Here is a 20123-nt window from a genome sequence, read left to right on the forward strand (position 1 = left end):
GGGTTTTGGAAAGCGCAGTGTATGCCGCAAATACGGGCCATGTCCGGTGGGGCTAGTAGGTTGGTAGGCATTATGACGAATAACTCTCCATTTAGCCCTTCTTTCACCCCGCGCGAACCCGCATCTGGTGCCTCCTCCCGCGGCGGCTTTGCCCCTAGCCAACCCGAACAGCAGAACCCTTTTGGCAGCACGCCCAGGCCCGCGGAATCCGATCCTTTAACCCAAGGCCTGAACCCGCAGCAATTAGAGGCGGTCACCCATACCGACAGGCCCCTGCTGATCGTTGCCGGCGCGGGTTCCGGCAAGACCGCGGTGCTTACCCGCCGCATCGCGTACCTCATGCGCCACCGCGGGGTAAACCCGTGGGAAATTCTCGCCATTACCTTTACCAATAAGGCCGCCGCGGAGATGAAGGAGCGCGTGGGCTCCTTAGTGGGTTCGGTAGCCGAGCGCATGTGGGTGTCCACCTTCCACTCCATCTGCGTGCGCATCCTGCGCCAGAACGCGCAGCTCGTGCCGGGCCTTAATACCAACTTCACCATTTATGATGGCGACGATGCCCGCCGGCTTTTATCCATGATTGCCAAGGACATGCAGCTGGATCTGAAGAAATACACCCCGCGCGTGCTGGCAAACCAGATCTCTAACCACAAAAACGAGCTCGTGGGCCCGGTCGAGGCGGCCGACAAAGCGCAGCAGACCAAGAACCCCTTTGAAACCACCGTGGCGGATGTCTACGCCGAGTACCAGCGCCGCCTGCGCGCGGCCAATGCGGTGGACTTCGACGGTCTTATTGGGGAAGTAGTGCGCATTTTCACCGAGCACAAGCAGGTGGTGGAGTTTTATCGCCGACGGTTTAAGCACGTGCTTATTGATGAGTACCAGGACACCAACCACGCCCAGTACGCGCTGGTAGCGGCGCTCGTGGGCAAGGGCGAGCTAGGTCCCGATGCCCCAGAGCTGTGCGTGGTGGGCGATTCCGATCAGTCCATTTATGCCTTCCGCGGCGCCACCATCCGCAATATCGAGGAATTCGAGCGCGACTACCCGCAGGCGCACACCATCTTATTGGAGCAAAACTACCGCTCCACGCAGACCATCTTGAACGCGGCCAATGCCGTGATTGCGAAAAACGAGAACCGTCGGGAGAAAAACCTGTGGACCGCGCATGGCGATGGCGAATCCATCGTGGGCTATGTGGCGGATAACGAACACGATGAAGCCCGCTTTATCGCCGCAGAGATTGATGCGCTGGCGGATAAGGGCCACAGCTATTCCGATATCGCCGTGATGTACCGGACCAATAATGCCTCCCGCGCGCTGGAGGATATCTTCATTCGTTCCGGCATCCCCTATAAGGTCGTTGGCGGAACGCGCTTTTACGAACGCCGCGAAATCCGCGATATGGTGGCCTACCTGCGCATTATGGATAACCCGGACGATACGGTGAGCCTGCGCCGCATCATCAACGTCCCCAAGCGCGCCATTGGCGATAAGGCCCAGGGCCAGATTGCCCTGCACGCGGAAAACCAGGGGATAAGCTTTGGCAAGGCGCTTGCCGATGTCCCCCGGGGCGACGTCCCCGGTCTTGGCACCCGCGCCGTAAATGCCGTTACCAAATTCAATGACATGATGGACAGCATCCGCGCACAAATCCCAGGCATGCGCGATGAGGTGACCGGCCAGCCCGATTTGGGCGAACTGCTCACCGCCATCCTGGATGCCACCGGTTATAAGGCGGAGTTAGAAAACTCCAACGACCCGCAGGATGGCGCGCGCCTCGATAACCTCAATGAGCTGGTATCCGTGGCCCGCGAATTTACCTCGGAGGCCGCCAACCAGCTGGCCGCTGCCGGGGCGGATGCGGTCGATCCCAATGAGCTATTAGAAGAAGGCGAAGCCGCGCCGGGCTCGTTGCAGGCCTTTTTGGAAAAGGTCTCCCTGGTCGCAGATGCGGATCAGATTCCGGATTCTGAGACTGGGGTAGTGACCATGATGACCCTGCATACGGCCAAGGGCTTGGAGTTTCCCGTCGTCTTTGTCGCTGGCTGGGAGGACGGCCAATTCCCGCACATGCGCTCACTGGGTAACCCGAAGGAATTGAGCGAAGAGCGCCGCTTGGCGTATGTGGGTATCACGCGTGCCCGCGAAAAGTTGTACCTCACGCGCGCCATCTTGCGCTCTGCGTGGGGCAATCCGGTAACCAATCCCGCCAGTCGCTTCCTCGCCGAGATCCCAGAGGATCTCATCGACTGGCGGCGAGAGGATTCCGATAGTGACCTCACCGGTTCCTGGGGAGCCGATGATTATCAATATGGCCGGAGCTATCGCCGCGGTTCTAGTGGTGGCTATGCCGGTAGTGGGGGTGCTGGGTTTGGCCAGCGCGCTACGTCTTCCCCTTCGCAACGCACTCGCCAGCCTGCAGCCAATTCCATGCCGAAGAATAAGAACCTCAACCTTGCTGTGGGAGACCGGGTTAACCACGCGAAGTACGGGCTCGGAACCGTGATTGAAACGGCCGGTTCCGGTGCCCGCGCCACGGTGACCGTGGACTTCGGTTCCTCCGGCAAGGTGCGGCTCATGCTCATCGGCGGTGTGCCGATGGAAAAGCTTTAGACCGAAATCCCGCGCTCGTCGAACCAGCCCACTGGGTCAACGGCTGCGCCGCCGCCTGGGTGAATTTCGAAGTGCAGGTGCGGGCCGGTGGAGCGTCCCTCACTGCCGATGTCCGCGATGTGGTCGCCCGCAGAAACGTGGTCGCCCACGTTCACGCGCAGCGAGTTGGCGGGCATGTGGCCGTAGACAGAGATGCTGCCATCGACGTGCTGGATGCGAATCCAGTTGCCAAAGCCTTGTGCCGGACCGGAGTTAATGACCGTGCCGTCCATGACGGAGTGGATTGGGGTGCCGACTGGGTTAGCGACGTCGATGCCGTTGTGCATCGCGCCCCAGCGCATACCGAAGCCCGAGGTTAAGGTGCCGGAGGTGGGGAAGACCACCGTATTACCAGCGGCGTCCTTGCCACGCTCAGGGGTAAGCCCGGAGCGGTCTCCCTCGGGAGTGAAGGCTTCTCCCAGACCAGGAACGGAGGAGGGGTCTAAGACGATGTTGACCCCGCCGGAGTCATTCTGGCTAAGTTTCGGGGTGGCATCGCCGTTGAGTACACCAACGGCGGTATTCGCGAGGCCGACGGCGGCGTCGATCACGCCCGCGTTATCAACGTTGGTGGCTTGTGGCTCAGAGGAGCCGTTCGAAACGTCCACGCTGGCCACTGGATCAGCAGCAAAAGCGGAGGTGCCGGTAGCAAAAACGGTGCCAAGCGTGATGATGCTTAGCGCTACATTCCTGCGTGCGCGGTTCATGCGCTTCATAAGTTTAAGTCCTTTTCATGGCTGTGCATGGTCTCGAGGCGAGCAAACCTTGAAGGTTTGGCGTCTTTCAACTGCCCTGTGCGACACGCCGAGGGAATGGAAATACCCCATTTGGCGTTCGCTTGTGGCAACGAGTTAAAAGTTAGCCTGCCCATGGGTGTCGCGCAATCTGGAAAAATGCTGGTAGAAACCATGATTGTTCGAAAAGTTTCGAACATGCCAGCTTGTTGCGCGTGTTACGAAAGTGGCTAAAGTTGCGGGTTTGAAGTACTGGTTTAAGCTCTGGGGGTGGCTAGTGGGGGTGGCGGGCTGAGCTTGTCGGTGTCGGGGTGGAAAACTGCCATTCACCTGCGACAAGGCCCTGTACTGGACTCGGCTGAAAGCGTTTTGAGCCCCTGTCGGGCAGGGGCCTCTCGAACGGCACTAGAAGGGGAGCTGGCTGCTAAATTTCTGCAGTAGCTGTTGAATTTGTGGCCCGAAAGCGTTGGCCGCACCGATTCCTATACCGATGGCCAGTGCGCCCGCAATGGCATCGATGATCCCCCAGGACTGCGGCTTGGAAGAGAGGGAATCATCAACCGGTGCTTGGTGATCTGCAGCGTCTTCAGCGTTAATAAGGTGGGCTTGAGAGTGATCTGAGGTGGAGTTTAAGGGCAGGCACTCGGCCAGTTCCTCGATGGTATAAAACGTTGAGTCAGCGGAAATAGGCTCACAGCCATCGTGGAACGGGATTTCCTTTTCGTTGTAGAGCATTCGCACGAGGGTCTCGCCGCGATCATTTTGGAATGCGTCCCATTGGATATTCGCGCCCATCGGTGAGACAGAATCACCACGCCATGCGGAGTTATCCCAGCTATATAAATCATCTTCCGGGATCCCCTGCTCGGACCCTGGCAGCTTCAGTAGCGCGGCAAGCGGGATGATGGTCTCGGCGTGACCGAAGCGATAATTAGCCGCTACGTCGCCGCCAGCAGCGCGGTCCTGAACGTTTCTAATCATCTCTTCAAGCAGTGGTTCATAGTTGTCGTAGGCAACCGTCTGCCCCTTGATAGTCGGGCCTTTCTCATAGAAGTCTTCTACGTCAAGCAGGTACGCGAAGGTTGGTCCGCTGGTATCGTCCATGTACTTATCAAAGATCCAGCCCTCCGCTGGGGCCTTTTCCTCATGCTCTAGAGCTGGAGCGATGATGTAAAGGTTGTAGAACTGTAAGGCAGCATCGACGATGCCCTCAACGGATTTATCGTCCTTTTCTCGGGCGGAAAAGTGCACGGAACCATCTGCTAAACCGTCGATAAACTCTGGCGCAAAAATCTTAGCCAGCAAGCTGCGTGCAGCCTGCTGCGACTCTGGCTTGGCGTAGGCCTGCTGTACTTTTTCCTGTAAGGCCTGAGAGTCCTTCCACTCTGTATAGCGCTCATAGGATGCAGCTTTTTTATCCTTGTGTGCGTACATCAAGTCAGGGCGTGCGGCGATGTTAACGTGGCCATCTGTCATTTCATCGCCCAACTGCTCGGCCAGTGCCGGGGATTGTTCCAGTAGACCTTCCCCGAAATTCCACCCAGAGTCATTGGCACGGTCCTCTCCTGAGGAAGTAAAGCTCACCTTGAGGTCATCGTTAGCAATCGATCCCAGTAGTTCCGCATTGCGCTGTGCATTGCGCTTGCCGATGCCCCTGAGCTCTTCTCGTCCCACTTCCGTTAGATTTCCATAACCGGCCTCTTGGCCAGGGCCACCGGATAGCTCTCGGTTTACCGCTATCATGGCCTCTACTTGCGGGATGAGCTTTGTACCGAGCTCGGTGAGCTGATCGCGTTGTTGGGCATACTCCAGCATCTGCTGCGCGAGGTCATCGTATTTAAAGCTTGATAGCCCGCGGGATCCGTGGCGATCTACCGTTGAGGTGTAAATCTGGTGAAACCCACTGGGGGCTTGGGCGTAGCTTGAGCCCTGTGGTTGGTAATGCTGCTTGGTGGAGTAGTAGGTAGCACTTTCGGAAGCTAGAGCTGGTGCGGGTGCGAGGGCACAGCTAAGGGCGGTGAAGAGGGAGAGAGTGCGTGTACGCATATAAAGGTATTCCTTGCTGGAGAGCTTGATAAAAAGACAGCTGACAGCTTAAGGGCCGCATCTTGCGGCCACATGGCATATAGGTAAATTGCAGGAATACTTTTCGGCGCTTTGCGGTGTGTTGGCGGATTCGGGTCCCAGACCCTGCAGCCGCAACGCTGCGTTGAATGATTGTGATTGCGAGCTAGCGGAGGTGCCGAGGCGGAAGGCATAGTAAAAGCGCCGCAGAGGATATCTGCGGCGCTTTAACAAGAAGGAAAGAAGGCTCTTAGAGCTGAATGCCTCGCTCGGCCAGCCATGCCTGTGGGTCAACGGCGTCACCGGAGTTCGGGTGAACCTCGAAGTGGAGGTGGGAACCGGTGGAGAAGCCCATGGACCCCATGCCGGCGATCTTCTGGCCTGCGTGCACGTGCTCGCCCACGGCAACGTCGAGGGTCTGCATGTGGCCGTAGACGGTCATGGTGCCGTCATCGTGGAGGATACGAATCCACTGGCCGTAGCCGGAGGCTGGGCCGGAATCGATAACGGTGCCGTCCATGATGGAGAGGATGGGGGTTCCAATGGCATTGGCGATGTCAACACCCGAGTGGAACGAACCCCAGCGCGGGCCGAAGCCAGAGGTGAAGGCGCCTTCAGCGGGGCGAGCAATGGAAGGGGCGCGAGCGGCAAGGTCCTCGGCGGCGCGGTCAGCGGAAGCTTGGATGGACTTGCTCAGCTGGTCAACCAAGTTGGTGACCGGCTTTGCCTCAGCCACGTTGAGGATCTGTGGTGCAGCATCGGAGGAGCCTTCTGGGGCGTTGTTAACCTCGGAAGTATCAGCGGCAAGCTTGTAGTCAACAGACTGCGTCTTGGTGGTGGTAGCCGCAGTGTTGTCGGACTCAACGTTAGCGGCAGCTGCGCCGCCTACGCCGGCGGTGGACACGGCACCGGCTGCAACGGTCATGACAGCGATACGACCCTTGGTGGTCTGCGAGGTGACAATCTTGCGATGGCGACCGGCGCCACGCTGAACTTTGCTTCGCATTAAATCTTCTTTCGTGTCTTTCACAATCTTCAAAAAGAGCGTTACAGCGTCTTTAGGTTAGTTACGAGATTGTGACCTTCTTGTTACCAACGAGATGTAACAGTAGCGTCTCAAAAAGATAACAGCAAGCCAAAAGTGAATTTTTTCTCGCGCCGGTTTGGAATAAGCCTACATGCAGGCAACTTCTGGAGAATTTTACGCATAGTGCGATATAAATCTCTCAAAGCCAAACCCTCGCGGTAGCCCCGAGGCTGTAATAGTGCACCTGAGGGGCCGGTTGCGGAAGCGTCCCAGTGTGAAATTACTGTGACCAGTGGGGAATAAGGGGGAAAACTTTATTCCATATATATGTCTACAGTAGTTACTGAAGAAGTCCACGGTGATTTTGGAGGCGCCTCGTCGCGCCACCCCGCTACCGCGCGCAAAAGGTGGCAAAGTGGACGCCGATGAACAAAAACACCAGCCCCCAATCTCGGTCAACGCCTCGCCCGCGTAGCCAGGCGCGGGGCCGGACAGTGCAGACAGAGCGCGCCCCTCGTGCACCGCACGCTACCGCGACGCAGAAGCCACATAATTCTGCAGAACGCGTCGCTCGCAAAGCCGGGTCGAAGGCGAAGGCCCGTCGCACGCCGGCCCCGCTGACGAAGGCCGGGCGCATCCGCCAATTATTCATGTCGGCGGCGCTGCCGAATATTATTGTTGTCCTTATTATTGTGGCGCTCGCATTCGGCACGCTTTTGCTTTTCGGCTCACCGCTCGCGTGGCTGCCCACCATCGTGGCGGAAGCGTGGATGGTCTTTAACCTCGCGCCGGTATCTGCGGCCGGGGTGGATCTGTCGTTCCTCCCAGCCTTGCCCGCGCTTATCCTCGCCACGGTGGTGGCGGTGCGCGTGCGTGCCGCGGTAAAACACAAAGTCAGCGTGAAGGACCTGGCTATTCTTGTCGCCTGTGTGGTTGGCGTGCCAGTGGTACTGACCTGCATCGCCTGGGTGATGCTGTGGGATGCCGGCAAGGTCTTCGATGTATCCCCGCCGAACCTCGCTGCTGCGCTTGCCCGGGTCATCGTGGTGCACCTAGCGGCGATGGCGGCCGGCATGGGTACCCGCCTGTGGCGCGCCTTGGCCAAGCGCTATGGTGCCCCGCCGCTGCTTGTTGATGCCGCCCTTATCGCCTTGCGCTATCTCGCCTACCTCGCCATTGGCGCGACCGTGGTCTTCGTGCTCGTCTTCATCGTGAACTTCTCGCGCCAAGGGGAGATGATGGATGAATATCCGTCCATCTCTGGGCTGGGCGTTTTCACCCTCATCCTGTTGAGCTTGCTGTATATTCCCAACGCCATCGTCAGCACCGGGGCAGTGCTTGTTGGTTCGGAGTTTTCGGCGGGGGAGGCACAGGTCAGCCTCTTTAGCACCCACCTTGTTCCGCTGCCGCCGCTGCCTATTACCGGTGGCATCCCGGCATCCTCGCCCGGCTGGGCGGTCGTCTTCATGGTGGTTCCCCTCATCGCGGCGACGATGTCCCTGTATAAAAAACGCCCGTCCTTCCAGAAGGTGCTCGCGGCCACGGTGGCTACCGCGGTCATCATGTTTTTCGCGTGCTATCTGGTTAGCGGCACGCTTGGCTACTACGGTCACACCGGCCCGCACCTGTGGACCGCTGCTGGCCTCGCCGCGCTGTGGATCGCCGTCGTGGGCTTGGCCGTTGCGGCAGCCTTTGCGCTTATGAACTGGCGGGATACCCGCGCAGCTGAAGCGGAGTCGTCGGCGGCGGAGGCCTCCGAAGAGGATTCAGAAGATGCTGCAGAGTCGGCAGAAGATACCGCTTCCGAGGGCACCGCTGACGCAGAGCAGTCTGATGCAGACAAGGCCGAAACCGACGAGGCTGACGGCGACGATGCTGATGCCGATCCGAACGAGATCGAAACGGACGAGGACGAGGATAATTCGGAATCTGGCGACGGTGAGGGCTCCGAGTCAGCAGCGAATGACGCGGACGACGCAGCCGACGACGAAGACGCTGCCGCAGAATCCACGGCAACCGCAGACAACGCCGACGAGGTCATCGAAGGGGAGGTCGTCGAAGACAGCGACGACGGCGATGACGCGGAGAGTACCGCGGGAGATGGTGAGGACGAGGGGGCATCGGCAAGCGGCGAGCGTGAAGCGGCAGCCCCGGCCGAGGATGCAGACCCCGAGATCTTGGAGGGCGAACTCGTGGAAGAATCCGAAGAGAGCGACACAGGCGCGGCAGAAGGCGGCGAAGCAGCACAATCGGAAGCGGCAGATTCTACTGAAAGCGGTAGGAGGGACTAGGCTATAGCGCGTGACTTCACCGATGCCACCACGCGCTACTGCTGCCACTGATCGCCTACGAGTTGTTGTGCTTGTCTCTGGGACGGGCTCGCTTTTGCAAGCCATCTTGGATGCCCAGGATGAGCGCTACCGTGTGGTGAAAGTGGTGGCGGATAAACCATGTCGAGGTATTGAACGCGCCCGAGAACGCGATATCGATACCGAGATCGTGGAAATGGGCGCGGACCGTGCCGAATGGAATACATGTCTGGCTGATGCAGTAGATGCTGCGCAGCCAGACATTGTTGTTTCCGCAGGCTTTATGAAGATTTTGGGGGAAGGGTTCCTCCGCCGCTTCGAAGGCCGCACCATCAATACCCACCCGGCGTTATTGCCTGCGTTTAAGGGCGCGCACGGGGTGCGCGATGCGTTGGAGTATGGCGTGAAGGTCACAGGCTCTACCGTCCATTTCGTGGACGCGGGCGTGGATACCGGCTCCATCATTGCGCAGCGGCCGGTGGCCGTGCGGGCAGACGATGATGAAGGAAGTCTCCACGAACGCATTAAGAAGGTAGAGCGCGAACTCATCGTCGACGTGCTGCGCGCGGCGCAGCCCCGCGGCGAGGAACTTTTTATTCAACTCGCAGACTAAGACTTTTCGAAAGGCTTAATCCTCCTCATGAGCGAAGACCGCAAGCAGGTAAAACGCGCACTCATTAGCGTGTACGACAAGACGGGGCTGGAGGATCTGGCCCGCGCACTCGATAAGGCGGGCGTAGAGATCGTCTCTACCGGCTCCACCGCCAAGAAGATTGCTGACCTGGGAATCGAGGTCACCCCGGTAGAAAAGCTCACCGGTTTCCCCGAGTGCCTGGAAGGCCGTGTGAAGACGCTCCACCCGCGCGTGCACGCCGGGATCCTGGCCGATACCCGCAAGGAAGACCACCTGGCGCAGCTCAACGAGCTTGAGGTAGAGCCCTTCCAGCTCGTCGTGGTCAACCTGTATCCCTTCCAGGAAACGGTAGCCTCCGGCGCGGACTTCGATGGATGCGTGGAGCAGATCGACATCGGTGGACCGTCCATGGTGCGCGCGGCCGCCAAGAATCACCCGTCCGTTGCCGTGGTCGTGGATCCGGCGCGCTATGGCGAGGTGACCCAGGCCGTTGAGGAGGGTGGATTTAGCCTTGACCAGCGCCGTGGGCTCGCCCGCGATGCCTTCCTTCACACCGCTAACTACGATGCGGCGGTCTCCGCATGGTTCGTGGGCCAGCTCAGCGATGGCGAGGAGACCACCTCGCTGCGCTACGGCGAGAATTCCCACCAGGCCGCCACCGTCACCCGGATTGGCACCAAGGGTCTGGCCAATGCCCAGCAGCTCAACGGCAAGGAAATGAGCTACAACAACTACCAGGACGCCGACGCTGCGTGGCGCGCGGCCTGGGACCACGAGCGCCCCTGTGTGGCGATTATCAAGCACACCAACCCCTGTGGCATCGCCGTATCGGACGAGTCCATCGCTGCGGCCCACCGCGCGGCGCACGCCTGCGACCTGATGTCCGCATTCGGCGGGGTTATTGCCGTCAACCGCGAGGTCAGCGTAGAGATGGCCGAGCAGGTCAAGGGCATTTTCACCGAGGTTATCGTCGCACCCGCCTATGAAGATAAGGCGCTGGAGATTCTGCAGTCCAAGAAGAACCTGCGCGTTCTTTTGGCCGAGCCAGAGGAACAAGGCGAGGAGCGCAAGTACATCTCCGGCGGTGTGCTGCGCCAAGAGCCGGATACTTACCAGGCCGAGGGTGATAAGCCCGAAAACTGGACCCTGGCAGCGGGCGAGGCCCTGAGCGACGAGGACTTGGCCCAGCTCGAATTCGCCTGGCGCACGGTGCGCGCGGTCAAGTCCAATGCCATTTTGCTGGCTAAGGACAACGCGACCGTCGGCGTGGGCATGGGCCAAGTTAACCGCGTGGATTCCGCCAAGCTTGCGGTCGAGCGCGCCAATACGCTTGCTGATGCCACCAACCGCACCCAAGGCTCCTTCGCCGCCTCCGATGCCTTCTTCCCCTTCGCCGACGGCTTGCAAGTGCTTCTCGATGCCGGCGTCAAAGCCGTTGTCCAGCCCGGCGGCTCCATCCGCGATGAAGAAGTTATCGAGGCAGCTAAGGCCGCTGGTGTTACGATGTATCTCACCGGAACGCGCCACTTCGCGCACTAGCGATAGCGCCTGACACCTAAGGATTCTGATCATGCTCGCACCAACCCACACCGCACCGAGGCGTACCGCCCCGAGGCGCATGGCGCTCGGCGGCCTAGTTATGGCCGGGGCGCTGTGCCTTAGCGCGTGCGGGCAGGGCGAGCAGGAGACGGAATCAGAGCCGGACATCGCCAAGCAGGAAACGTCGCGCTCTACGGAGAGCGCAGCGGATAGGGCGGATAGCCCTCGCGATGCCGCAGAGAAGGCCGAGGCTACGCCGGCCGATGCCCAGCCAGATGCCCCAGCCGATGCCAATGCTGGAGCCGGAGCTGGTGACGGTGAGTTGGCGTCGGCCGGCGACCTGCAGCGCGAACTCGACCGCATCGCCGCCAACTACGGGAATGTAGGCATCGCGGTATCGGATGGCAACACCACCGTTGCCGCCGGGCGCACCGCGCCCGAAACCGCCTGGTCCACCTCCAAGGTGCCGGTGCTCATCGCCGCCCATCGCGCAGGGCTTATCGGCCCGGATGTGGTGACATCTGCGATTACCTATTCCAATAATGAAGCGGCGCAATCCGCCTGGGACGCACTCGGCGGCGGCGCACAAGCCGCCCAGGCCGCGCAACAGGTATTAGCTGAGGCCGGCGATACCACCACCCAGGTACAAAGCCAGGTCACCCGCCCGGAATTTAGCGCCTTCGGGCAAACGCAGTGGAGCGTGGGCGACCAAGCCGCGTTCATGGCGAAGCTGCGCTGCGTCAACGGTGCCGAGCCCATCCTCACCGCGATGTCTACTCCCGACCCCGCCCAAAGCTATGGCCTGCGCAACCTAGAGGGTGCCGCCCTTAAAGGTGGCTGGGGCCCAGATACCGCGGGCGGCTATGATGTGCGGCAGATGGGTCTTGCCACCATCGGCGGCCGAGAGGTGGCGGTAGCGCTCATCGCCTCGGCCCCCGATGGTCAATACGCCTCCGCCCAACCAATACTTTCGGGCATGGCGCTCGATCTTTCCAAGGCCGATATTGCCTGGCCCACCCCAGCTTGTTAGCCCCACTTCCGGCTTATGAGAAAGGACTTATCATGCCGCACTTTCAATTAACTTTTCGTGTGCGTTGGGGATTGCACCTCGGCGTAGTAGCGACCGCGGGCATCGTTTTAAGCGCCTGTAGCAGTAGCACGGATGGGAATCAGCCCGACTTTTCCGGCGATGGCGGTATGACCACCGTCGAAAGCACGACGGAGACTTCCACCGAAGAAACCTCGACGGCAACAAAGTCCCCGGAAACCCAAGACAAAGAACCACCCGTGGTCACGGTGACCGAGACCGAACAAGAACAGGCACAGCCGCCGAAGACCACTAATGGCGGCGGAGGCGACTTCATCGACGGCCTGGGTGAATACGGCTGGACCGATATTAATACCTACGCCGATTGTCACCGTTTTGAGCGCGTCGTCTTCGCCGGTAAAGGCCCAGACGGGAGGGCCATTGTCTGCGAAAACACGGGAGGAACGCTGACCTACCGGTCCACCATCTTCGGCGGCGAATTTACCGGATCCATCATTGGCCAAGACGGCGGTAACTACTACGTGGATGCCTCGCCCTCGACCATCGTTGTAACCCCCAGCGGGATTAGCGTGCGCGAGGGCGGCGGGTTGGCCGCAACGGCGGACTTTACCGATTCCTGGCAACGTTAACCACTGGTTAGTGGTTAACGATTCCACAAGGAAGTGGTTAGCGAGACTTTTTCTTCTTGCGGTCTGCAGCAGCCGCCGCAGCCGCAGAGATCGAGTCATTGCGGTTCTTTAGTAACTCCAGCGTCATGGCTTCCGCGTTCTCGGGGACGGTGGCGCCGAGGACTGCAAGGGCGGCATCGGCAAGCATGGCAGCGGTCTCCGGAACCGACTGGGCCGCTGCATAGGGAGGCGTGCCATCATTGGGGCGCATCTCGATGACAGATAGTGCGATGTGGAAAGGCAATTCGATACGCGGGTCCGCGTCTCCCACAATGGCAGCGGCGGTGGTACGGAAGTGGCTCTGCAGCCGTTCGCGAGAGCTGTGGTACTCCGAAAACTCCGGCGAATTGGCCACCGGCAACTGGTACAACCGGCCGACGTTCCAACCACTGGTGAGCAAAAGGCGCGATTCCGCGGCGACCAAGGACCACAGGCGCTGCTCCGGCTCGGCATCAGAATCCACCAGCTCATCGGCTAGCTCCAGCGAAGGCTCAATGGTGGAATTAAGCAGCGCGAGGAAAATCTCCGTCTTGGAGGGAAAGTGGTAGTACAGCGATGCCTGACGTATGCCCACCGCGTCCGCGATTTGGTGAGTCGACGTTGTGGCAAAGCCCTGGGTGGTAAATAACTCTGAGGAGGCGTCCAAAATCTCTTCCCGGGCGCTATTGCCTCTGCGGCGGGGGCTATGTTTACGCGGCCTACCGACGTTTCCTGACATGCGGCGGACGCCTCCTTTCTCTCAGCAGAAAATGCTTTTACTCAACAACTCTACAGCCCTGTAGCCCGCTGGCGCGGACCGCATGCGTGGCAGAAGAACTTTGTGGCGATTCTAATTCGCGCCATCCGCGGTGCGTCGGGAGATGGACTCGAAGGTCGCAGACACCATGCGGCAGGCCGTTCCGTAGGCCGTGCGCTCCAGCGGTGGCAGGTCTTGCAGAATGGATTCGCGGCCGTGCACATTATCGAACCAGCGCCGCATTTCTACCGAATAGCCCGTGCGCCATGCAAGGTCCAAGGTCTCTGTGTCCTCTGTTGTGAGCATCCCGCGCTCTTGGCCAATGGCGAGGCGATCGACCGTGGGGCGCGGTCCCGGTGCCGCCCAGCGCGCAATCGCGGCGATGGGGGATAACAGCATGGACTTGATATCCACGGCCGCGCTGCGATCGGGCAAACCGCCAACGCGCTGCAGAAGCGGCGGGCGCTGGGCCAAGGCCTCCTCCAATAAGGCCTGCTCGCCGCCGCGGCCTAAAGGCAGGCCGGCATCGACGCGCGCTGCCATGGAATCGGCTGCTTGATGTACCTCTAGCCCGACATCGCGAAAAACGGACTCCAAATCGCCGTCTTCTCCCATCCACTCGATGGACATGCTGGGCAGCTGATCACCGCGCGCGGCCGCGCCGGTTAACCGGATATCCGCGTCCACGCCCGGTGCGCGCACGATATCTGTCAGCAGCCGCGAAAACCAATTGGCTAATTCAATCTCATCGTCCTGGTGTGCTACCGCATTGCGCAAGACATCTTGTGCCTCCGCCAATAAGCCGCGAGCGGTTGCCCGGGACTGGCAATGGGGAGCAAGCTCCGAAAGATCGAGAAGGGATTGATGCAGGGCCATACAGTCACTGCCTTTCACTCATTGCAAAGCGGTGCGCATCTAAAAGTTGTGCGGCGCAGGATTGCTATAAATGTAACACTTATGCAATAGCACAGTAGCGCTTGGGGGAGCGTGCGGCGGGTGCGTCGCGTCCGGGACTGGAGGCGTGCGTGGAGGAGCTGTGCGGGTGGTGTTGCCGCGAGGTGGAGCGCGCTTGCGGTGTAGCGCTCGAAAAGACCCCAAAACGACTTTCGCCGCCTCACCTCGAAAGGTAGGCGGCGAAAGTTTATGGTTCTTTTACCGTGTCACACTTGCCAGCGGCAAAAGTGCGCTGTTGATACCCAGCTACTGTTTAGCGGGTGGTGAACGGCAGGAGAGCCATTTCGCGTGCGTTCTTGACTGCGGTAGCAACCTGACGCTGCTGCTGCGGGGTCAAGCCGGTGACGCGACGGGAACGGATCTTGTGGCGATCCGAGATGAATAGACGCAGAGTCTTGGTGTCCTTGTAGTCCACCTTCTCAATGCCCTCAGCCTTCAAAGGGTTCTTCTTCGGGCGACGGCTCTGCTCCATACGGAACTTCTTTTGGTTATTGCGCTTATTAGCCATTGTGCAATTACCCCTTTACCAGCTGGACTTGCGAACGCCCGGCAGCTCACCACGGTGAGCCATGCCGCGCATACGGACACGGGACAGGCCGAACTTGCGGAGGTAACCGCGCGGACGGCCATCGGCTGCGTCGCGGTTACGAACGCGGGCTGGGGAAGCGTCACGGGGCTGGCGGTTCAGCTCGAACTGAGCCTCCAAACGCTCCTCATCCGGGGTGTTCGGGTTCTTGATGATCTTCTTGAGCTCAGCGCGACGCTCCGCGTAGCGGGCGACGATTTCCTTGCGCTGCTCGTTCTTAGCGATCTTGGACTTCTTAGCCATGAATTATCGCTCCTCGCGGAATTCGACGTGCTTGCGGGCGATCGGATCGAACTTCTTCAGGGAGATGCGATCCGGGTTATTGCGCTTGTTCTTACGGGTCACGTAGGTGTAACCGGTGCCCGCAGTGGACTTCAGCTTGATGATTGGGCGAATATCGTTACGTGCCATACTTAAATCTTCTCCCCACGTGCGCGGATCTTGGCAACAACGGACTCGATGCCGTCGCGGTCAATGATCTTCATACCCTTGGTGGAAACATTCAGAGTAATGGTACGGCCCTCAGAGGGCAGGTAGTAGCGACGACGCTGCACGTTGGGGTTCCAACGGCGCGAAGTGCGGCGGTGCGAGTGCGAGACCTGCTTGCCGAATTCCGGCTTGCGGCCCGTTACCTGGCAAATAGCCGACATGGGTCTTCTTTCTCCTAGCCGCCCACATCGTGGCTATAAACGACTACGTGCCGACTGCCGTGTGAGGGTGGCAGTGCTCAAAAAGTGAGGTGTGAGCAGGTGCGGCATCGTCGTCAAAAACCAGTAGACGGGGCGTAATACGTATATTTTGACAACAGCAAGAGCAAATCTTACAGCCTTACTCACGATATACCTAATCGCTGCCGCGATAGCCTAGCGCATAAAGCCGTCGTCTTTGCGTCGATAATCAAGCAGCACTGCCTAACGCATTGGGGAAGTTCGAAAGCTTACTATAACGAGTGGGGCGTAGATGTGCGCCTGTGGCGACTGTGGTTGCCGCAGGTGAGCAATTTCGTATATATGACGGTGGAATGTAGGATAATTCAGGTTATCGGTCGGCGCGCTTAGTGCCGCCGGGCGAGCTGTAACTGTACATCCCAACTCGGGCACGATCCGTACCGTCATTATTCAGTGTGCGGAACCGACCCGTAGTCCAACCCTGAGGGAATATCTATGAAGAAAGACATCCACCCGGATTATCACCCAGTGGTCTTCCGCGATGCTGGTACCGGTCACTCCTTTTTGACCAAGTCCACCGCTACCTCTTCTCGCACCGTTGAGTGGGAAGACGGCAACGAGTACCCGCTCATCGTCGTTGACGTTACTGCTGAGTCCCACCCGTTCTGGACTGGTGCACAGCGCGTTATGGATACCGCTGGCCGTGTCGAGCGCTTCAACCAGCGCTTCGGTGCCATGGCTCGCCGCAAGAAGAAGAACGCGTAAGGAGAAGAAGAGAAAATGGCAACTCCTAAGTTTAAGAAGTCCCGTGCGAACACCCACGCACGTCGTTCCCAGTGGAAGGCTGACAACGTCGCCCTCCAGGAAGTCACCATCGATGGTCAGACCGTGCGCATCCCGCGCCGTCTGGTCAAGGCCGCTAAGCTCGGCCTGGTTGACGTAGAGCAGTTCTAAGCCTGCTTTCAATCCCACCCCCTCCCGGTTGCTTATTAGCGACTGCGAGGGGGTTGTGATGTTTTAGGCCCGGGAAAGGGATATTAAAAAGCGCCTTCCGGCCTGGGCGGCGCCAAGCGATGGGGGAGACTTGGGCTGTGCCAGTGCTGTCTACTCTTCGGGTCTTAAAGACCAAGGAAATCCACTTCAAGTTAAGGCCAGGCTAATCCTAAAATTAATATAAAAGCGCACTAACCCGATGGTGGATCAGTTTTTCTCTGCGATTGTGCTCGTGGCGGTTCGCGCCCCAGCATGAAAGGTGCGTAGTGCGGCGATTGTGAAGGCGTGTACGAGCGTGAAGGGGGTGATGTGTGCGGCGAGTTTGGGCAGCTTATTGTCTACAGTAACTTCACAGGAACTTCTAGTACGTTGGCAGAGTAGTTTAAGTTGTGACTAAGCGAAGCGAGGCATAGTGTTCCTATGAACATGAGGAATGATGACAACCGCGGCAATAATGGTCAGTCGCACGGTGTCCCGCAGGAACCCTACGGCATGAACAATGGGCAGGCGCCGTATAACCAGCCGCGCGGTGGGCAGCAGAATTCTGGATCCGCATATTCCAACGGAACCTATTCCCAGGGCTGGAACCAGCCGCGCATCAACGAGCAGGATGCACAAGCTTCCGCATACGGGCAGCACACCCCGCCCAGCAATCGCCTCTTTGGTGGCGCTCAGCCGAGTGCTACCCGGGGGCAGGATGAAACATCCAGCTTCTCTAGTCAGCAGGGCGATGATTCCCAGCAAGGGCCTGTGAACAACCAACCCGGCCAGCCGCCCGTGCCTGGGGTAACGCCTTTGCCGCCGCAGCCTAAGGAGAAAAAGAAGATCGGACTTGGCGCCGCGACCGCAATCGCAGCGGTAGCGGCAATTGCAGCAGGCTCCATTACCGGTGTGGTCGTGGGTAAGAACCAGTCCAGCAGCGGTACGTCCGTGGTTAACGAGGCTCTTCACAGCCAACCGGCCGCCAATAGCATGGGTAAGGAACCAGAGGAAGGTTCGGTGGAAGCGGTTTCCTCCAAGGTTTTGCCGGCCGTGGTATCCATTCAGACCGCTACTCGGACCTCGGCTGCGGAAGGCTCTGGCTCGATCATTTCTCCCGATGGTTACGTGTTGACCAACCACCACGTCATCGCCGGTGCGGAACAGGGTGGCATCATGCAGGTGACCTTGAACGATGGTAGCAAGCACGAAGCCGATCTCGTGGCTTCCGATGCCAATACGGATGTCGCCGTCATCAAGATCAAGGACGTGCAAGACCTGCCGCACCTCCAATTCGGCGACTCGGATGCGGTAGCGGTTGGCCAAGAGGTAGTCGCCGTCGGTTCGCCGCTTGGACTCAATGCCACGGTGACTTCTGGCATCGTATCCGCAAAGAACCGTCCGGTGCGTGCGTCCCAGGAGGGTGGCGAGTCTTCGCTTATCGATGCCATCCAGACTGACGCCGCCGTTAACCCCGGCAATTCCGGCGGTCCTTTGGTGGATATGGACGGCAATATCGTTGGTATGAACTCGATGATTGCCTCGTTGTCTGATAAAGCCACGGGCGAGGGCGGCTCTATCGGCCTCGGGTTTGCCATCCCTTCCAACTTTGCTAAGCGGATGGCGGATGAGCTCATCAATAAAGGACAGGTAACTCACCCCACCTTGGGGGTTAAGGTCTTGGCGCGCGATGACGGAAATGGCGCGCGCATTGCCGAGGTCGAGCCGGGGAGCCCGGCGGAACAAGCAGGTTTGAAGCAGGGAGATATCGTCACCCGCGTCAATGACCGGCTGATTGAAAACGCCGATGCGCTTATCGCTGCCGCGCGTTCCCAAGACTTCGGTGCGACCGTCACCTTGGAAGTATCCGATGGAAATTCGGATGATACTCGTCAGGTAGAGGTAACCCTGACGGGCGAGTAGATTAAAACGCAGCCCGCGCCGTGTCCGCATTGCGCCCCGACGTTTCTTTGAAGGAGAAAAATGGCAGACTCCCAGCAAGACTTGACCGACTCCACTAGGTTGGAGAATTCGGCTTCCACAGACGCTTTGCGGGATGTGGCGGAGCCGGATGACGCCTACCTCTTGGCCAGCGAGAAGGAGGACCGGGTGGCGGCGCCGCGCCGCGCGCTCGTCGTGATCGTCACGGATCACCCCGGCGAAAATTCAGATAGCACCGCCAAACTGGTTACTGAGCTTTTGGCAGAGGCGAATTTCCGCATCGATGGTTCGGTGGTCGTGCGTTCGAAGAAATCCAAGATCCGGCAAGCCATCGAAACTGGCGTCGTCGGCGGTGTGGATCTCGTGCTCACCGTCGGAGGAACCGGAGTAGGCCCGCGCGATAAGACCCCGGAAGCTACTACTGGGGTCATCGACAAGATGGTGCCGGGCGTGGCCCAGGCCTTGCGCTCTTCTGGTCAGGCTTGCGGCGCGGTCGATGCGTGTGCATCCCGCGGCATTTCGGGCGTTTCTGGTTCCACCGTCGTGGTCAACCTCGCACCATCGCGCGCTGCCGTGCGCGACGGCATGGCCACGTTGACCCCGCTGGTCCACCACCTTGTGGATCAATTGCAAGAATCCAGCGTGCAATAACGCGAAGGAAAGGGGGGAGATACTGCCATGACCTCTCAACCACGCCGCCAGCGCAGGCGTGTATTCAGGCAGTCAGATGCGCCGGAATATGACCGCAGCGCGGATCGCCCGGTAGAGCAGGAATTAGCTAGTGGAGAAGGTGCCGATGCACAGCGCATCGTCACTCTCGATGATGCCGCGGCAGAAGGCGACGGAGCTCAAGCAGCCGAGCGCGGCGAAGAGTTTTACCGCGAGAACCAGCCGCCGCACCACGGCGGGTAGCCCGCGCATCCTATTCGCGAGCTTGGAAATGCTAATGCAGTCTTAACAAAAGCCCGTGTCCTCCCTCATTGCGAAGGTGGGCACGGGCTCAGCTGTGTCTTTAGCAAGGATTAGTCGTCGTGGCGGCTGTGCTTGCCCTCAGAAGCAGTGGAGTTATCGGTGTTCTCGGCTGCAGTAGCATCCCTAAGCGCCTTATCTGCGGTGGTGACAGCATCAGCGTTCTGCGCCTGCAGAAGATCGCGGATTTCTGCCAAGAGTTCTTCCGAGGTTGGTGCCGGGGCCTCTGGGTCCACACCCTGGCGGCGCTTAGCAGCTTCAGTGAGCTTGTTCAGCGGCATGACAATGAGGAAGTAGACCACTGCGGCGATGATCAGGAAGTTAATCGCGGCGGTAATGACGGCGCCAAAGTCTACGAGGGTGGACTTATTATCGGTGATTTGGAAGCCCAAGCCATCGACCTCGGCGGAGCCGAGGGAGTTAATGATCGGCTGGATGATGGAATCCGTCACGGAAGTGACGATCGCCGTGAATGCGGAACCGATGATGACTGCGGTGGCAAGTTCGACCACGTTGCCGCGCATAATGAAGTCTTTAAAGCCCTTAAGCATGGGAGAAGACGAACCTTTCTGGGGGTAGGTAAGGATGGGTGTGAACCATGAGCAAGCAGGGAGTTTAG

The 20123-nt window shown here is 59.4% G+C and carries 21 protein-coding genes; 11 read left to right on the forward strand and 10 right to left on the reverse strand.

Annotated features, from left to right (window positions below):
- The first annotated feature begins 72 nt into the window (after positions 1-72).
- Entirely contained in the window at positions 73-2616 is a 2544-nt protein-coding gene (pcrA, locus tag QP970_RS06180) for a DNA helicase PcrA (protein ID WP_284869784.1), read from the forward strand.
- Here pcrA and QP970_RS06185 read toward each other — a convergent pair.
- From QP970_RS06185 to QP970_RS06195, 3 genes are all read right to left on the reverse strand, one after another.
- On the reverse strand, positions 2613-3371 hold the full coding sequence (locus QP970_RS06185; protein ID WP_239269201.1) for a M23 family metallopeptidase: 759 nt from the start codon (positions 3369-3371) through the stop codon (positions 2613-2615). The two genes, pcrA and QP970_RS06185, sit on opposite strands and share 4 nt — an antisense overlap.
- Positions 3372-3794: 423 nt before the next feature.
- A complete protein-coding gene (locus tag QP970_RS06190; protein WP_239269200.1) occupies positions 3795-5435 on the reverse strand; it encodes a histidine-type phosphatase in 1641 nt (546 codons plus the stop codon).
- Between the two features lie 268 nt (positions 5436-5703).
- On the reverse strand, positions 5704-6459 hold the full coding sequence (locus QP970_RS06195) for a M23 family metallopeptidase (RefSeq protein WP_239269199.1): 756 nt from the start codon (positions 6457-6459) through the stop codon (positions 5704-5706).
- Positions 6460-6974: 515 nt separating this feature from the next.
- Between QP970_RS06195 and QP970_RS06200 the strand changes: the two genes are divergently transcribed.
- From QP970_RS06200 to QP970_RS06220, 5 genes are all read left to right on the forward strand, one after another.
- Complete coding sequence (locus tag QP970_RS06200; RefSeq protein ID WP_239269198.1) at positions 6975-8771, forward strand: cell division protein PerM; 1797 nt, start codon at positions 6975-6977, stop codon at positions 8769-8771.
- A 22-nt stretch (positions 8772-8793) separates the two neighbouring features.
- Positions 8794-9402: a phosphoribosylglycinamide formyltransferase gene (gene purN, locus QP970_RS06205; protein ID WP_239269241.1), complete on the forward strand. Its 609-nt coding sequence runs from the start codon at positions 8794-8796 to the stop codon at positions 9400-9402.
- A gap of 27 nt (positions 9403-9429) precedes the next feature.
- On the forward strand, positions 9430-10962 hold the full coding sequence (gene purH / locus QP970_RS06210) for a bifunctional phosphoribosylaminoimidazolecarboxamide formyltransferase/IMP cyclohydrolase (protein WP_239269197.1): 1533 nt from the start codon (positions 9430-9432) through the stop codon (positions 10960-10962).
- Positions 10963-10993: 31 nt separating this feature from the next.
- Complete coding sequence (locus QP970_RS06215; protein ID WP_239269196.1) at positions 10994-11992, forward strand: hypothetical protein; 999 nt, start codon at positions 10994-10996, stop codon at positions 11990-11992.
- Between the two features lie 167 nt (positions 11993-12159).
- Complete coding sequence (locus QP970_RS06220; protein ID WP_284869785.1) at positions 12160-12639, forward strand: hypothetical protein; 480 nt, start codon at positions 12160-12162, stop codon at positions 12637-12639.
- A gap of 37 nt (positions 12640-12676) precedes the next feature.
- Here QP970_RS06220 and QP970_RS06225 read toward each other — a convergent pair whose 3' ends face one another.
- The 6 genes from QP970_RS06225 to rpmB form a co-directional block, all read right to left on the reverse strand.
- Positions 12677-13396, reverse strand: a complete 720-nt coding sequence (locus QP970_RS06225) for a TetR/AcrR family transcriptional regulator (protein ID WP_239269194.1) — start codon at positions 13394-13396, stop codon at positions 12677-12679.
- 111 nt (positions 13397-13507) lie between these two features.
- Positions 13508-14290, reverse strand: a complete 783-nt coding sequence (locus tag QP970_RS06230) for a putative nucleotidyltransferase substrate binding domain-containing protein (RefSeq protein WP_239269193.1) — start codon at positions 14288-14290, stop codon at positions 13508-13510.
- Positions 14291-14621: 331 nt separating this feature from the next.
- A complete protein-coding gene (rpsR, locus tag QP970_RS06235) occupies positions 14622-14876 on the reverse strand; it encodes a 30S ribosomal protein S18 (protein WP_005279904.1) in 255 nt (84 codons plus the stop codon).
- 15 nt (positions 14877-14891) lie between these two features.
- Positions 14892-15197 carry a 30S ribosomal protein S14 gene (gene rpsN, locus QP970_RS06240; protein ID WP_005279906.1) on the reverse strand — a complete coding sequence of 102 codons (306 nt, stop codon included), beginning with the start codon at positions 15195-15197 and terminating at the stop codon, positions 14892-14894.
- A 3-nt stretch (positions 15198-15200) separates the two neighbouring features.
- Entirely contained in the window at positions 15201-15365 is a 165-nt protein-coding gene (gene rpmG, locus QP970_RS06245; protein WP_023025964.1) for a 50S ribosomal protein L33, read from the reverse strand.
- Between the two features lie 2 nt (positions 15366-15367).
- A complete protein-coding gene (gene rpmB, locus QP970_RS06250) occupies positions 15368-15604 on the reverse strand; it encodes a 50S ribosomal protein L28 (RefSeq protein ID WP_005279911.1) in 237 nt (78 codons plus the stop codon).
- 513 nt (positions 15605-16117) lie between these two features.
- On the opposite strand from rpmB, the gene QP970_RS06255 reads away from it, so the two are divergent.
- The 5 genes from QP970_RS06255 to QP970_RS06275 all read left to right on the forward strand — a co-directional run bounded on the left by QP970_RS06255 (position 16118) and on the right by QP970_RS06275 (position 19447).
- Positions 16118-16387, forward strand: coding sequence for a type B 50S ribosomal protein L31 (locus tag QP970_RS06255; RefSeq protein WP_005279912.1), 270 nt, complete (start codon positions 16118-16120; stop codon positions 16385-16387).
- 15 nt (positions 16388-16402) lie between these two features.
- Positions 16403-16576 (forward strand): 50S ribosomal protein L32, encoded by a 174-nt coding sequence (rpmF, locus tag QP970_RS06260; protein WP_005279913.1) that lies wholly within the window; start codon positions 16403-16405, stop codon positions 16574-16576.
- 459 nt (positions 16577-17035) lie between these two features.
- Positions 17036-18517, forward strand: coding sequence for a S1C family serine protease (locus tag QP970_RS06265; RefSeq protein ID WP_239269192.1), 1482 nt, complete (start codon positions 17036-17038; stop codon positions 18515-18517).
- Between the two features lie 60 nt (positions 18518-18577).
- Positions 18578-19186: a MogA/MoaB family molybdenum cofactor biosynthesis protein gene (locus tag QP970_RS06270; RefSeq protein WP_239269191.1), complete on the forward strand. Its 609-nt coding sequence runs from the start codon at positions 18578-18580 to the stop codon at positions 19184-19186.
- 27 nt (positions 19187-19213) lie between these two features.
- Positions 19214-19447 (forward strand): hypothetical protein, encoded by a 234-nt coding sequence (locus QP970_RS06275; RefSeq protein WP_239269190.1) that lies wholly within the window; start codon positions 19214-19216, stop codon positions 19445-19447.
- A 110-nt stretch (positions 19448-19557) separates the two neighbouring features.
- On the opposite strand, the gene mscL is transcribed toward QP970_RS06275, so the two are convergent.
- The gene (mscL, locus tag QP970_RS06280) at positions 19558-20055 is read right to left on the reverse strand and encodes a large-conductance mechanosensitive channel protein MscL (RefSeq protein ID WP_239269189.1); all 498 of its coding nucleotides are present in this window, start codon (positions 20053-20055) and stop codon (positions 19558-19560) included.
- Positions 20056-20123 lie beyond the last annotated feature (68 nt).

The sequence above is a fragment of the Corynebacterium sp. MSK073 genome (genome assembly GCF_030232085.1).
Taxonomy (GTDB): Bacteria; Actinomycetota; Actinomycetes; order Mycobacteriales; family Mycobacteriaceae; genus Corynebacterium.

Coding starts and splice junctions, on each gene's coding strand:
- pcrA (WP_284869784.1), top strand. CDS start 73: ATGACGAATAACTCTCCATTTAGCCCTTCTTTCACCCCGCGCGAACCC.
- QP970_RS06185 (WP_239269201.1), bottom strand. CDS start 3,371: ATGAAGCGCATGAACCGCGCACGCAGGAATGTAGCGCTAAGCATCATC.
- QP970_RS06190 (WP_239269200.1), bottom strand. CDS start 5,435: ATGCGTACACGCACTCTCTCCCTCTTCACCGCCCTTAGCTGTGCCCTC.
- QP970_RS06195 (WP_239269199.1), bottom strand. CDS start 6,459: ATGCGAAGCAAAGTTCAGCGTGGCGCCGGTCGCCATCGCAAGATTGTC.
- purN (WP_239269241.1), top strand. CDS start 8,794: ATGCCACCACGCGCTACTGCTGCCACTGATCGCCTACGAGTTGTTGTG.
- purH (WP_239269197.1), top strand. CDS start 9,430: ATGAGCGAAGACCGCAAGCAGGTAAAACGCGCACTCATTAGCGTGTAC.
- QP970_RS06215 (WP_239269196.1), top strand. CDS start 10,994: ATGCTCGCACCAACCCACACCGCACCGAGGCGTACCGCCCCGAGGCGC.
- QP970_RS06220 (WP_284869785.1), top strand. CDS start 12,160: ATGACCACCGTCGAAAGCACGACGGAGACTTCCACCGAAGAAACCTCG.
- QP970_RS06225 (WP_239269194.1), bottom strand. CDS start 13,396: ATGTCAGGAAACGTCGGTAGGCCGCGTAAACATAGCCCCCGCCGCAGA.
- QP970_RS06230 (WP_239269193.1), bottom strand. CDS start 14,290: ATGGCCCTGCATCAATCCCTTCTCGATCTTTCGGAGCTTGCTCCCCAT.
- rpsR (WP_005279904.1), bottom strand. CDS start 14,876: ATGGCTAATAAGCGCAATAACCAAAAGAAGTTCCGTATGGAGCAGAGC.
- rpsN (WP_005279906.1), bottom strand. CDS start 15,197: ATGGCTAAGAAGTCCAAGATCGCTAAGAACGAGCAGCGCAAGGAAATC.
- rpmG (WP_023025964.1), bottom strand. CDS start 15,365: ATGGCACGTAACGATATTCGCCCAATCATCAAGCTGAAGTCCACTGCG.
- rpmB (WP_005279911.1), bottom strand. CDS start 15,604: ATGTCGGCTATTTGCCAGGTAACGGGCCGCAAGCCGGAATTCGGCAAG.
- QP970_RS06255 (WP_005279912.1), top strand. CDS start 16,118: ATGAAGAAAGACATCCACCCGGATTATCACCCAGTGGTCTTCCGCGAT.
- rpmF (WP_005279913.1), top strand. CDS start 16,403: ATGGCAACTCCTAAGTTTAAGAAGTCCCGTGCGAACACCCACGCACGT.
- QP970_RS06265 (WP_239269192.1), top strand. CDS start 17,036: ATGAACATGAGGAATGATGACAACCGCGGCAATAATGGTCAGTCGCAC.
- QP970_RS06270 (WP_239269191.1), top strand. CDS start 18,578: ATGGCAGACTCCCAGCAAGACTTGACCGACTCCACTAGGTTGGAGAAT.
- QP970_RS06275 (WP_239269190.1), top strand. CDS start 19,214: ATGACCTCTCAACCACGCCGCCAGCGCAGGCGTGTATTCAGGCAGTCA.
- mscL (WP_239269189.1), bottom strand. CDS start 20,055: ATGCTTAAGGGCTTTAAAGACTTCATTATGCGCGGCAACGTGGTCGAA.